This window comes from Pseudomonas sp. K5002, assembly GCF_013386655.1.
Taxonomy (GTDB): domain Bacteria; phylum Pseudomonadota; class Gammaproteobacteria; order Pseudomonadales; family Pseudomonadaceae; genus Aquipseudomonas.
Genome location: NZ_JACARK010000014.1, coordinates 1 through 12,308, shown reverse-complemented (window position 1 = coordinate 12,308; position 12,308 = coordinate 1). Strand labels below are relative to the sequence as shown.

The following is a 12,308-nucleotide window of genomic DNA, read 5'->3' as shown; positions in this document are numbered from 1 at the left end:
CGTTGTTGCCCTTGCCCCGCAGGCGCGCCATGCCGAAGGCGCGGCCCAGGGTGACCTGCACCCGCGACACGTCAAACGGCAAGGTATGGAAGTCGAAGAACCACTCACAGACAAAATCGCCGACATTCTGCAGGCGCAGCACTTCCTGGTTAAGCACCGCAATCCACTCGGTGCCGCTGCGGCTGATCAGTTCCTTGACCGCTTCGGGTCGCTCCAAGTGAAACGGCTGCAGGCGCAACAAACCCACGTCACAGGAGCGCTCACCCACCGACTCGAGGGCGCAGCTGTCCACGTCCCACCCCGCTGCGCGCAAACCGGGCAATAGCCGGTGGCAGTCATCACAGGGATCGACCACAAGCAGGCGGCGCGGGGCAGGTGTAACAATCATGACTATTCCTTGGCGTCAAAATCGTTAAAGTTATTTAAAAACAACTATTTGCAAAGTCTGCTGATAACCCTAGCAAGATCTTGACGCACCCTTTGTACCGATTCGCTATAAGTCGCGAACGAACCGGGTCTTTTATGTCAGTCGGGTGCGGTCAATTGCCGCGGCATAACTTTCATGAGGCTTTCAAAATAGCCCCTTACATGACTTTAATCAGGGAAAGTTAAAAAATCTTCTTCTAACATGTGACCCGCACCCGGTGATCGTGCATCAGTACAAGTAACCAGTCGTTAGGCACGCCCAACCAACGGCTTCCACTTGAATGGGCATTTAGAGAGAAGACCCCATGAACGCCCCGCTCCGCATCAACGAAGCTCTTTTGATCGCAGACCGTGCTTTCCAGCCCTTTCAATGTGTGGCCTGGCACGACGGCAACGGCGCCCTGAGCCTGAGCGTCATCGACCGCACCAATACCCGTATCGGTAGCAAGCAGCTGTCTTCCAGCACTTATACCGACCCGGCACAGCTCGAGGACTTGCTGTTGCAGGCCCGTGCCGAACTCGACAAAGATGGCTACCAGTTGCAATCCTGGGCAATGCCCAAGTAACTGAAGCGTGCGTGAGACGGCACCCGAAAGTGTGCCGCCCGGCTGCGCAATATATTGACCCGCACTAACTCAAGTGGACAGTCAGCCATGCAAGTTGCAACTTTGCATAGCTGACTACTTATTAGTGTGGTTACCGATCAATAGGCCGAGAGAATAAACCGCTCGATGGCTTCCGCCGCACCGTCATCGACATTGCTGCCGGTCACGACGCTGGCCTGGCGCTTGACCACCTCTTCTGCCTGGCCCATGGCAATCGACAACCCCGCCACATGAAACATCGCCGGGTCATTGCCGCCATCACCGATGGCTGCGGTCTGTTGCAGTGGCACACCGAGGTGCGCCGCAAGGGTTCTCAATGCTTCACCCTTGTTGGCCTTCATGGCGGTGACATCCAGGAACACCGGCTGCGAACGCGACACCTGGGCCAATCCCTCGACCCTGGGCTGCAACTGCGCCTCAAGCTCCATCAGCAGCTGGGTATTGGTACTGGCCGCAACAATCTTGTCGACCCGATCCAGATACGGCTCGAAGCTCTCCACCACGATCGCCCCATAGCCCAGGCCGTGCTCCTCGCGAACCGCCATCGGTCCCCCGGGATCGCGACGCAGCCAGTCGCCGTCGGCAAACAGCCAGACTTCAACGTCCGGCTGCGGCGTAAACAAGGCCAACGCCACCAGCGCCGCTTCTGCCGGCAAGTGATGCGCCACCAGAATACTGCCGTCGGGATTGACCAGCGTGCCGCCGTTGAAGCCGGCAATCGGCACATCGATGCCCAGTGCTTCGATCTGCTGACGCATGGCCTTGGGAGGTCGCCCGCTGGCCAGGCTGAAAAACACCCCGGCCGCGCGCAAGGCGCGAACCGTATCAATGGTGCGCTGGCTGAGGCTGTGATCCGGATGCAGCAACGTGCCATCCATATCACTCAACACAAAACGGATGGGTTGACTCGGCAAGTCACTCATCCGAGGCTGTGCCAGGTACGGCCATCGCGGGCCAGCAACGCATCAGCCGCCGCCGGGCCGTCCTCACCCGCCTTGTAGGCCTGGATGCCGTCATCCTGCTTCCACGCATCGAGAAAAGGCTGCACCGCACGCCAGCCGTTCTCGATGTTGTCGGCGCGCTGGAACAAGGTCTGGTCGCCGGTCATGCAGTCGTAGATCAGGGTTTCGTAACCTGTCGACGGCTGCATCTCGAAGAAGTCCTTGTAGGCAAACCCCAGCTCCACGTTGGCCATGTCCAGGGTCGGCCCGGGCTTTTTCGCCAGCAGGTCGAACCACATGCCTTCATTCGGCTGGATCTGGATCTTCAGGTACGTCGGCTTGAGTTCATCGACCTCGGTATCACGGAACTGCGCGTAAGGCGCCGGCTTGAAGCAGATGATGATCTCGGTGTCGCGGATGCTCATGCGCTTGCCGGTGCGCAGGTAAAACGGCACACCCACCCAACGCCAGTTGTCGATCAACACCTTGAGGGCAACGAAGGTCTCGGTGCTGCTGTCGGGCGCAACATTGGCCTCTTCGCGGTAACCCGGCAACTGCTTGCCGCCGACTTCACCCGAGGTGTACTGGCCACGCACCGAGTTGGCCCGTGCGTCTTCCAGCGACCAGGGCCGGATGGCCCCGATCACCTTGGCCTTCTCGCCCCGCACTGCGTCGGCACCAAAGGCAGCCGGCGGTTCCATGGCGACCATCGCCAGCAACTGGAACAGGTGATTGGGCACCATGTCCCGCAGGGTGCCGGTGTGTTCGAAGAAACTGCCACGGGTTTCCACGCCGACGGTTTCGGCGGCGGTGATTTGTACGTGGTCAATGTAGTGGTTGTTCCAGAACGCCTCGAACAGCACATTGGAAAAACGGCTGATGAGGATGTTCTGGACGGTTTCCTTGCCCAGGTAATGGTCGATGCGGTAGATCTGCTTTTCGCTCATCACTTTGAGCAGGCAGGCGTTCAGCGCTTCGGCAGTGGCGAGGTCGGAGCCGAACGGCTTTTCGATCACCACCCGGCGGAACGCCTCCGGGGTTTCTTCCAGCAAGCCGGCCGCGCCGAGGCGCTGCACCACTTCGGCGAAGAAACGCGGCGCAGTGGCGAGGTAAAACACCGCGTTGCCAGTACCGCTGTCGGCAATCTTCTTGCCGATATCGGCGTAGGTGCCGTCGTCGAGGAAATCACCCTCGACGTAGCTGATGCCTTTGGCCAACTGTTCCCACAATGCAGGGTCCAGGGCGTTCTCGGCATTGCCCTTGACCTTGCTGGCGGCCTCGGTGCGAATGAAGTCCTCGAGCTTCTTGGCGAAATCGGCGTCGCTGATGGCGTTGTGATCAACGCCGACAATGCGCAAGCCATCGCCCAGCAGCCCGTCGCGGCTGAGGTTGTACAGCGCCGGCATGAGCAGGCGCTTGACCAGGTCACCGTGGGCACCAAACAGAAACAGTGTGGTGGGCGGAGCGGGTTCGGCCTTGGGTTTCTTGCCGTTGGCGGTCATTTTTTGGGAGTCTCCACATGGCCGCCAAAGCCGAAGCGCATGGCAGAAAGCATTTTGTCACCGTAGGTACTTTGCTGGCGGGAGCGGAAGCGTGCGAACAGCGAGTTCGACAGCACCGGAACCGGTACCGATTGTTCCATGGCGGCCTCGATGGTCCAGCGGCCTTCGCCACTGTCGGCGACCGAGCCGGAATACCCGTCGAGCTTCGGATCGGTGGCCAGGGCGTCGGCGGTCAGGTCCAGCAGCCAGGACGACACCACGCTGCCGCGGCGCCAGACTTCGGCGATATCGGCAACATTCAGGTCGAAGCGCTGGTCTTGCGGCAGGTTCTCCGAATTCTTGGTCTTGAGGATGTCGAAACCTTCGGCGAAGGCCTGCATCATCCCGTACTCGATGCCGTTGTGGATCATCTTGACGAAGTGCCCGGAACCGGCAGGCCCTGCGTGGATATAGCCGCGCTCGGCACGGCTGTCCGCTGCGGCGGAACGGTCCTTGGTACGCGGGATGGTGCCCAGGCCCGGTGCCAGGCTTTCGAAGATCGGGTCCAGCAGCTTAACGGTCTCGGCGTCGCCGCCGATCATCATGCAGTAGCCGCGCTCCAGGCCCCAGACGCCGCCGGAGGTGCCGACGTCGACATAGTGCAGGCCTTTTTCCGACAGGGCCTTGGCCCGACGGATGTCATCCTTATAGAAGGTGTTGCCGCCGTCGATGATCACATCACCGTCTTCAAGCAGTTGGCTCAGTTCTTCAATGGTGTTCTCGGTCGGGTCGCCTGCCGGCAGCATCACCCAGATCGCCCGGGGCTTTTGCAGCCCGGCCACCAGGCCTGCCAGGTCAGCAACGCCCGTGGCGCCCTCGCCTGCCAGACCTTTTACGAATGCTTCATTGCGGTCGTAAACCACGGTGGTATGCCCATTGAGCATCAGGCGCCGCGCAATGTTGCCACCCATGCGGCCTAGTCCAATAATCCCCAGTTGCATGTGCTGATGCTCCTTACTACGAATAAATGTGTGTCACAGTTTATAGCGCAATGAGGCTAATGAGGGTTAGTCCAGAGCGGATTGGCATAGTTTCATGACAAAAAGTGGCCATCCTTTCGCCTTCAGTGGGTTAAAAGTCACAACGACCATCAAAAATAAAAAAGTTCCCTTCATTAAAAAAAGAATTCAGAATTGCCCCGACTGTTGCCGAGAGCCTCGATTCAAGCGCTCTGGCACCGCGATAGACCGGCTATTTGCGAGGTAAGCAATGAGCACTGCACACATGACCCGTCCGCCACAGACCCTCTACGTCACCATTCGCCGCGATGAATTGCGCCAGTTGAAAAACGAGCGCGACCAACTGCAGCAGGAAGTCATGCGTTTGCGCTCGCACCTGCAGGGCCAGCTCAATCAGCCGTCCGACACCCAGCCCGCACTTTGCTGAACGTGGGCTGAACGAACCGTTCAGGAATAACTCACGAAGTTTTCACATCCCCCTCCCGATACTCCCGCCGAATAGGGCCGCGCTACGTGCGCAGGCCCTCTGTTTGCGTGCATCCCTGCGCGTTGACACTGAAATTATCGGGTTGGAGCGCTGGATGGCGATGTTCAAACGCAGCACTACGTCTGCGAAAGGTTTTGATTGGGCCGGCCTCGGCTGGATGTTTCTGTTCTTCTGGTATTTCTCGGGCATTACCCAACTGCTGATCCAACTGACCGGCACCTCCGGCTTCAGTGGTTTCCGCCAGGCATTCTTCATGAGCGCCCTGTGGCTGGCGCCGATGCTGTTGTTCCCACGTCGCGCGCGCCTGGTGGCGGGGTTGATTGGCGTGGTGCTGTGGGCCTGTTCCATGGCCAGCCTGGGTTATTTCTTCATCTACCAGCAGGAATTCTCTCAAAGCGTCATCTTCATCATGTTCGAGTCGAACATCTCTGAAGCCGGCGAATACGCCACCCAATACTTTGCCTGGTGGATCGTGCTGGCGTTCATTGCCCACACCGCCATGGCCGTTTTCCTGTGGACCCGCGTACGCCCGGTTTACCTGCCACGTGGCCAGGCCATGCTGGCGGCTGCCGCAATCGTGATTGCCATCGTCGGCTACCCGCTGGTCAAGCAGATCGCCAAGAGCGAGACCATGGAACTGGCCATCGACCGCTTCGAAACCCGTATCGAGCCGGCAGTGCCATGGCAGATGATCGTCGCCTACCGCCGCTACACCGAACAACTGGATAACATGCAAGGCATGCTGACCAGCGCCAGCAAGATCCCGCCCCTGACCAACCTCAAGGACAGCATGGCCGGCCAGCCGTCGACCCTGGTGCTGGTGATCGGCGAGTCCACCAACCGCCAGCGCATGAGCCTGTATGGCTACCCGCGCAACACCACGCCGGAACTGGACAAGCTGCGGGACCAACTGGCGGTGTTCGACAACGTCATTACCCCGCGCCCGTACACCATCGAGGCGCTGCAACAGGTGCTGACCTTCGCTGACGAAGAAAACCCGGACCTGTACCTCAAGACCCCGTCCATCGTCAGCGTGATGAAGCAGGCCGGCTACAAGACCTTCTGGATCACCAACCAGCAGACCATGACCAAGCGCAACACCATGCTCACGACCTTCTCCGAACAGGCCGACGAGCAGGTGTACCTGAACAACAACCGCAACCAGAATGCGCGCCAGTATGACGGCGACGTGCTGGAGCCGTTTGCCAAGGCCATGTCCGACACCGCCGAACGCAAATTCATCGTGGTGCACCTGCTGGGTACCCACATGAGCTACCAGTACCGCTACCCGCCGACCTTCGACAAGTTCACCGACCGCCAGGGTGTGCCTGAGGGGGTCAGCGACGCACAGTTGCCGACCTACAACAGCTACGACAATGCGGTGCTGTACAACGATTTCGTGGTGTCGAGCCTGATCAAGGACTACGCCAAGACCGATCCGAACGGTTTCCTGCTGTACCTTTCCGACCACGGCGAAGACGTGTTCGATTCGGCCGGCCACAACACCCTGGGCCGCAACGAAGGCAAGCCGACAGCACCGATGTACACCATTCCGTTCATGGCCTACGCATCACCCAAGTGGCGTGAAAGCCATGACTGGAGTTTTGCCGGTGACTTGCAGCGCCCTTACACCAGCTCGCAGCTGATCCATACCTGGGCCGACATGGCCGGGTTGAGCTTCGACGAACTGGACCACAGCAAGAGCCTGGTCAGTGACAGCTTCAAGCCTCGGCCACGGCTGATTGGCGACCCGTATGCACGCCAGCAAAAACCGCTGATTGATTTCAGCCTGATCAAGCCCAAGCCAGACGCCGCCAGCGTGGTCGTCAAGTAGCTTGAATCGCCCGGGTTTCATCCGCGCAATGCGGTGAAACCCGATTTGGCGGCAACGTTAAGATAATAATTATTCTCGTTTAGCGCTAAAGTTCCCCGCCTCCTTTCGTCTTTGAGCCAATGGCATTTTTCATAGACGACAAGGAGTTCGCCGCGATGTTCGCGCCTATTACCCGTTCCATGACCTTGACCCTGGGCCTCTTCAGCGTGGTGCTGAGCCCGGACCTGCTGGCCGAAAACGACCCCGACCAGGAATCCCAAGCGCCGGCCAAAGCCCTGGAACTGGGCAGCACCAGCATCACCGCCGAAGGCCTTGGCGCCAACACCGAACACACCGGTGCCTACACCACAGGCTCAATGGGCACCGCCACCCGGCTGAACCTGTCCATCAAGGAAACCCCGCAATCGGTCTCGGTGATCACCCGCCAGCAGATGGACGACTTCAACCTCAACACCCTGACCGAAGTGATGCGCCAGACCACCGGCGTGGTGGTGCAGCACCTGGACTCCGACCGGGTCGGCTATTCCTCGCGCGGCTACGGCATCACCAACTTCCAGATTGACGGCATGCTCAACACCTTCGGCCGCATGAAGTCCGATGCCGACACCATCATCTACGACCGGGTCGAAGTGGTCCGCGGCGCCACCGGCCTGACCACCGGCGCCGGCGACCCCTCGGCCACGGTCAATATGGTGCGCAAACGTCCGACCGCACAGTGGCAGGCCAAGACAGGCGTCAGTGGCGGCTCCCACGACAATTACTACAGCTACCTGGACGTTGGCGGCCCCCTGGCGTTTGATGGGCGTCTGCGCGGCCGCACGGTGCTCGCCTACCGTGACACCCAGTCCTACCGCGACAACTACGCGCTGCAACGGGAAGTCGGCTACGGCATCCTCGAAGGCGACCTGACCGACGACACGGTGCTGGCGGTGGGCTTCGACTACCAGAACAAGCATGTGCAGGGCACCGCGTGGGGCACCTTGCCCTACTGGAACAGCGACGGCAGCAAAGCCAGGCTGCCCCGCTCCGCCAACATCGCGGCCCACTGGAGTTCCTGGCCGCTGAAAGATGAAACCACCTTCGCTACCCTCGACCACCGCCTGGCGGGTGACTGGCACCTGAAGGCCGCCTATACCCACCGTGAAAGCGACACCGACGGCAAGGTCTATTACGGCGGCTCAGGCTTCCCGAATGCCGACCGCAGCGGCATGACCGCCTGGACCAGCCACATGCTCGGCACCTCGAAAATGGACGTGGTCGACTTGAACCTGTCCGGGTCCTATGCCCTGCTGGGTCGTGAGCACGAATTGATGGTGGGTTACGGCGAGTCCGAGCAGCGTGACGCTTCGCCACACCTGCGCAGCGGTACGGTGCCGAAGGACTACACCAGCATCGACGATTGGAAACACATGGGCGGGATCGGCAAATTCCCCGACACCAACACCGGCCTCAAGGGCGAACAAGGCAGCACCCGCCAAAAGGCCGGCTACCTGGCCACCCGCCTGAGCCTGACCGATCGCCTGCATGCGGTATTGGGCAGCCGCTACGGCAGCTGGGAGATCGAGAGCACCACCTACAACTACAACAGGGACACTGACCAGTTCCTCGGTACGTCAAAATCCAGCCAGACCCACAACGACATGTGGACACCCTACGCCGGCCTGCTCTACGACCTGACCCCGGAGTACACCGTCTACGCCAGCTACACCGACATCTTCAACCCGCAGGAAGAACGCAACGCCGGCAAGCAATACCTGGAGCCGGTGGTAGGCAGCAACTATGAAGTGGGCATCAAGGGCAGCCTGCTGGAAGAGCGCCTGAACCTGGCGGCCGCGTACTTCTGGAGCAAACAGGACAACGTCGCGGAACTGGACAGTTTGACCCCACCGGATCCGGAGACCGGTGAGCAGTTCTTCACATCCGGCGGCAAAGGCAACAAGGTTCAGGGTTTCGAGGTAGAGGTGTCCGGAGAGGTGCGCCCCGACTGGAACCTGACCGCCGGATACACCTACACCCACTCCCTGAACGGGGACAAGCAGCGCAATAACACCCACCTGCCGCTGAACCTGCTGCGCGTGTCCACGGCCTACCGCCTGCCCGGCGAATGGCACGCGCTGACGGTCGGCGGCGCGGTGAATTGGCAAAGCGACTTCTACGACTTCGCCTATCGCCCGGTTGGCCGGGACACCAATGGAGCCCTGATCAGGGAGCGCACCCGGATCACCCAGCAGGCCTATACCGTGGTCAACCTGATGTCGCGCTATGAGTTCGATGACCACTTGTCGGCGTCACTTAATATCAACAACCTATTTGATAAAAAATATTACGAGCGCGTCGGCTTCTATAACGGCGTGTATTGGGGAGACCCGCGCTCTATCAGCGTTGCACTGGACTGGAAGCTCTGAATTCATCGCTGCTAAAGATTGGAAGTTAACGAAATCGTTAACTTTCGGTCAGCGCGAGGTTAACCCTTACTTAATATCATTGGCCCACAGTCTCCCCATCCCGCCGCTGATGACAACGCGCGGACCCAACACACTTACTGAGACACTGCCATGAAATTTTCGACTGTTATCCTTGCCGGCCTGATGACCATGACTTCCGTAGCCGCCTTTGCAGAAGGCGGCTCAGAGCGTTCGAAGGAGTTCTACAACAACTTCACCTTCGTTCAGCAACAGACTCACGGTGCTGCCCAGCAAACCGCAATGGCTGACGGCAAGACCGAAAAGCCGGCAACGGCCGACCAAACTACCAACACACCGAACAGCTGATTTACCCGCAATACCTGTGCTATTCCGCTCTGATAGCCAAGGTCAATTTGGCGCCACTTGCTGGCGCCTTTTTTTTGCCTTTAATTAAATAAACATTAATTAAAGCGGCTTGCTCCAGAACAACATCCGGCCATGTTGCGGATCAAATACCGAATCATCAAACCCAAACTTTCGATACGCCGACTGCGCCACGGCGTTGCCTTCAAGCACCTCGAGGGTGATCTTGCAGCAACCGCGCTGGCGAGCAATTTCCTCGACCTTTTGCAGCATCTTCTGACTCAGCCCCAGGCCACGGAATTGATCCATCACCACCACGTCGTGCACGTTGACCAGCGGGCGGCAGGCAAAGGTGGAAAACCCTTCAAAGCAGTTCACCAGGCCGGCCGGCGTACCGCCGACAAAGGCCAGCACACTGAACGCGTGGGCACGCTTGGCCAGCTCTGCCGGCAGTTGCTGCAAGCGGTCGGCCGGCAGGCTGTGGCCACCGCCCATGGGGTCTTCGGCGTAATGATTGAGCACCAGGCCAATGGCCTCGGCGTGTACCGGATTGGTGTAGCTGGCTTGCAGCACCAGGATGTCTGCGCTGTCCATTTCCTTCCTCGTTGACGGTGCGACAGGGACTCGGTCCCCATAAAAGGGCTCGATTGTAAGCGTGGTGCAGGCATTAGATGAAGGAGATTAACTACATTTGCCCGCGTGAAAGCGCGCCAGGCTCGCCAAACCGTGCCAGTTGCATCTCCTGCAGGCGGCTCAGGGTGCGGCGGAATGGAAACTCCAGGTAACCCTCGGTGTAGAGGCGTTCCAGCGGCACCCGGGCCTCGATGTACAGCGGCACCTTGCGGTCGTAGCACTCGTCCACCAGCGCGATGAAACGCCGGACGCTGTCGTCATGCACCGACAGTTCCGGCAGTTCCCGGTCCCCGGCGTCCACCCGTTCGGCAGCGTCTTCGGTGCCCCGGGCGATTCGTCCCGGGCGCTTTTGCGCGCTGAGGTTGGGCACCTCGCCGAGCAAAATGGCCTTGAACCGATCACACAGCAGCATGAAATCCATCGCCGCCAACGGCTGCTCACACAGGTCGGCGTAGCAACACCACAGCACGGTTTCACTGGACTGCACTGCCACGATGGAGCGGTAGCCGACCGCAACCGGGGCGCTGCTCACTGCCTGCCCGGCGCTCAACTGGCGAAACACCTCGGCCAACGCGTCGGGCTGGTCGACCCAGTAACGCTGCAGTGCGGTGCCCGGGTGCAGCCGATGATCCTCCCCGCCATCGACTGCCACCACCCGCATATGCTGTTTGATCGCCTCGATTCCCGGCAGGAAACGATCCCGGTTGAAACCGTCGGCGTACAGCTGGTCCGGTGGCTGGTTGGACGTGCAGACCATCACCACGCCTTCCTCGAACATCACCTGGAACAGCCGGCCGAGGATGATGGCGTCACCAATGTCGTTGACAAACAACTCATCGAAACACAGCACCCGCACTTCCCGGCTCAGTTCGCGGGCCAGGGCCTGCAAGGGATCGTGGGTGCCCGTGAGCTGGAATGAACGCTGGTGCACCCAGCCCATGAAGTGATGAAAATGCTGGCGCCGCGCTGGCACTCCCAGGCTTTGGTAGAACTGGTCCATCAGCCAGGTCTTGCCCCGGCCGACCGGGCCCCACAGGTACACCCCAGTGATGGGCCCAGGGCCGTGGTGCAAGGCCTGATGGCAGTCCTGCAGGGCTTGCACCGCCTCACGCTGGGCGTCGTCGGGGACAAAACCCTGTTCGGTGATGGCGTGCTGATAGGCGGCAAGTGGCGAGTCGAAAGTCATGCCCGGCAGTATGCCATGACGGCTACAGGGAAATATCCAATCGGGCAATCTTGCCGTGTTCATTGAGGCGGAAGGTATAGCGCAGCTCCAGCGGGCTGCCGGGAAAGCTGCCGGTGATCAGGTTGCTGACCAGCACCTTGCCCGTGCGGTGCTGCACATTCAGCACCTGGACCCTGGGCTGGTAACGACGCCCGGTGTCTTCCATCCAGCGGGCGATGGCGGCTGTACCTACCCGGTGCTCGCCTTCGTCGAACACGTTGGCATCTTCGGCGAAACAGTCGGCCACCAGCGAGGTGTCGCCGGCATTCGCCGCGGCAATGTAGGTTGCAATAGCCGGGGCCAGTTCAGGGGTGGGTTGGGACATGGTGACAGCTCCTTTTTAGTGATTTATGGAGCCATGCTAAAGCAGCGTTGTGTCAGTTCTTGTCAGGAGTGAACGGCCCGGATTCGTTCTGTTCCATCAGCTTGCGCCAGCCCCGCAACCAATCGCTGCGGCGCCCCGGATACCGTTCACCTTGCAGGCGCGCGGCGGCCACTCGGTCGGTGCGGAAGGTGCGATAGGCCCCACGCAATTCACACCACGCGACGATCACCCGCACTTCGTTGAGAAAACCCAGGGCCAGGGGCCAGATCAGGCGCTGGCTGGCGGTCTGGCTGGCATCGGCGTAGTCGATGTGCAGTTTGGCCTGGCCGCGAATGGCCTCGCGGAACACATTCAACGGCACGCGATTTTCCGGGTAGCCGAAGCCTGGCGGGCCCGGCAGCACCGTCGGATTGCGCAAGGCTTCCTGGGCAGCCGGGTCAAGCACGTCGGCGATCTTTGCAAGCGCATTGGCCGCCGCCTGGCTCAGTACGTCATCACCGCGCTGGTCGACATACCGCAAGCCCAGCACGATGGCTTCGGTCTCGTCGGCATTGAGCATCAGCG

At 60.3% G+C, this 12,308-nt stretch carries 13 protein-coding genes; 5 read left to right on the top strand and 8 right to left on the bottom strand.

The window, feature by feature from the left end; all coding sequences use genetic code 11:
- The coding region (locus HX846_RS00750; RefSeq protein WP_256739752.1) for a VpsR-related response regulator at positions 1 to 388 on the bottom strand (388 nt) is incomplete at its 3' end.
- 343 nt (positions 389 to 731) lie between these two features.
- On the opposite strand from HX846_RS00750, the gene HX846_RS00745 reads away from it, so the two are divergent.
- On the top strand, positions 732 to 992 hold the full coding sequence (locus HX846_RS00745) for a hypothetical protein (RefSeq protein WP_088423840.1): 261 nt from the start codon (positions 732 to 734) through the stop codon (positions 990 to 992).
- Positions 993 to 1,129: 137 nt separating this feature from the next.
- Here HX846_RS00745 and HX846_RS00740 read toward each other — a convergent pair whose 3' ends face one another.
- The 3 genes from HX846_RS00740 to gnd are packed head-to-tail and all read right to left on the bottom strand — an operon-like array spanning position 1,130 to position 4,478.
- The gene (locus tag HX846_RS00740; RefSeq protein WP_178964800.1) at positions 1,130 to 1,954 is read right to left on the bottom strand and encodes an HAD family hydrolase; all 825 of its coding nucleotides are present in this window, start codon (positions 1,952 to 1,954) and stop codon (positions 1,130 to 1,132) included.
- Positions 1,951 to 3,474 carry a glucose-6-phosphate dehydrogenase gene (zwf, locus tag HX846_RS00735; protein ID WP_003217928.1) on the bottom strand — a complete coding sequence of 508 codons (1,524 nt, stop codon included), beginning with the start codon at positions 3,472 to 3,474 and terminating at the stop codon, positions 1,951 to 1,953. Before zwf ends, HX846_RS00740 begins: the two co-directional genes overlap by 4 nt.
- On the bottom strand, positions 3,471 to 4,478 hold the full coding sequence (gene gnd, locus HX846_RS00730) for a phosphogluconate dehydrogenase (NAD(+)-dependent, decarboxylating) (RefSeq protein ID WP_256579633.1): 1,008 nt from the start codon (positions 4,476 to 4,478) through the stop codon (positions 3,471 to 3,473). Before gnd ends, zwf begins: the two co-directional genes overlap by 4 nt.
- 244 nt (positions 4,479 to 4,722) lie before the next feature.
- Between gnd and HX846_RS00725 the strand changes: the two genes are divergently transcribed.
- From HX846_RS00725 to HX846_RS00710, 4 genes are all read left to right on the top strand, one after another.
- Positions 4,723 to 4,899, top strand: a complete 177-nt coding sequence (locus tag HX846_RS00725; protein WP_157222824.1) for a DUF6026 family protein — start codon at positions 4,723 to 4,725, stop codon at positions 4,897 to 4,899.
- 154 nt (positions 4,900 to 5,053) lie between these two features.
- On the top strand, positions 5,054 to 6,793 hold the full coding sequence (locus HX846_RS00720; protein ID WP_102369256.1) for a phosphoethanolamine transferase CptA: 1,740 nt from the start codon (positions 5,054 to 5,056) through the stop codon (positions 6,791 to 6,793).
- Between the two features lie 155 nt (positions 6,794 to 6,948).
- Positions 6,949 to 9,198: a TonB-dependent siderophore receptor gene (locus HX846_RS00715; protein WP_177021145.1), complete on the top strand. Its 2,250-nt coding sequence runs from the start codon at positions 6,949 to 6,951 to the stop codon at positions 9,196 to 9,198.
- Positions 9,199 to 9,348: 150 nt separating this feature from the next.
- Positions 9,349 to 9,564 carry a hypothetical protein gene (locus HX846_RS00710; protein ID WP_087694368.1) on the top strand — a complete coding sequence of 72 codons (216 nt, stop codon included), beginning with the start codon at positions 9,349 to 9,351 and terminating at the stop codon, positions 9,562 to 9,564.
- Between the two features lie 99 nt (positions 9,565 to 9,663).
- On the opposite strand, the gene HX846_RS00705 is transcribed toward HX846_RS00710, so the two are convergent.
- The 4 genes from HX846_RS00705 to HX846_RS00690 all read right to left on the bottom strand — a co-directional run.
- Positions 9,664 to 10,155 carry a GNAT family N-acetyltransferase gene (locus HX846_RS00705; protein WP_008432012.1) on the bottom strand — a complete coding sequence of 164 codons (492 nt, stop codon included), beginning with the start codon at positions 10,153 to 10,155 and terminating at the stop codon, positions 9,664 to 9,666.
- 91 nt (positions 10,156 to 10,246) lie between these two features.
- Positions 10,247 to 11,380 (bottom strand): cell division protein ZapE, encoded by a 1,134-nt coding sequence (zapE, locus tag HX846_RS00700; RefSeq protein ID WP_178964799.1) that lies wholly within the window; start codon positions 11,378 to 11,380, stop codon positions 10,247 to 10,249.
- 22 nt (positions 11,381 to 11,402) lie between these two features.
- The gene (locus HX846_RS00695; RefSeq protein WP_008432007.1) at positions 11,403 to 11,744 is read right to left on the bottom strand and encodes a nuclear transport factor 2 family protein; all 342 of its coding nucleotides are present in this window, start codon (positions 11,742 to 11,744) and stop codon (positions 11,403 to 11,405) included.
- 52 nt (positions 11,745 to 11,796) lie between these two features.
- The coding region (locus tag HX846_RS00690; RefSeq protein ID WP_178964798.1) for a YafY family protein at positions 11,797 to 12,308 on the bottom strand (512 nt) is incomplete at its 5' end.

Bases quoted from the DNA above. Each gene is read 5' to 3' on its own strand.
- HX846_RS00745 (WP_088423840.1), top strand. From the start codon at position 732: ATGAACGCCCCGCTCCGCATCAACGAAGCTCTTTTGATCGCAGACCGT.
- HX846_RS00740 (WP_178964800.1), bottom strand. From the start codon at position 1,954: ATGAGTGACTTGCCGAGTCAACCCATCCGTTTTGTGTTGAGTGATATG.
- zwf (WP_003217928.1), bottom strand. From the start codon at position 3,474: ATGACCGCCAACGGCAAGAAACCCAAGGCCGAACCCGCTCCGCCCACC.
- HX846_RS00725 (WP_157222824.1), top strand. From the start codon at position 4,723: ATGAGCACTGCACACATGACCCGTCCGCCACAGACCCTCTACGTCACC.
- HX846_RS00720 (WP_102369256.1), top strand. From the start codon at position 5,054: ATGGCGATGTTCAAACGCAGCACTACGTCTGCGAAAGGTTTTGATTGG.
- HX846_RS00715 (WP_177021145.1), top strand. From the start codon at position 6,949: ATGTTCGCGCCTATTACCCGTTCCATGACCTTGACCCTGGGCCTCTTC.
- HX846_RS00710 (WP_087694368.1), top strand. From the start codon at position 9,349: ATGAAATTTTCGACTGTTATCCTTGCCGGCCTGATGACCATGACTTCC.
- HX846_RS00705 (WP_008432012.1), bottom strand. From the start codon at position 10,155: ATGGACAGCGCAGACATCCTGGTGCTGCAAGCCAGCTACACCAATCCG.
- zapE (WP_178964799.1), bottom strand. From the start codon at position 11,380: ATGACTTTCGACTCGCCACTTGCCGCCTATCAGCACGCCATCACCGAA.
- HX846_RS00695 (WP_008432007.1), bottom strand. From the start codon at position 11,744: ATGTCCCAACCCACCCCTGAACTGGCCCCGGCTATTGCAACCTACATT.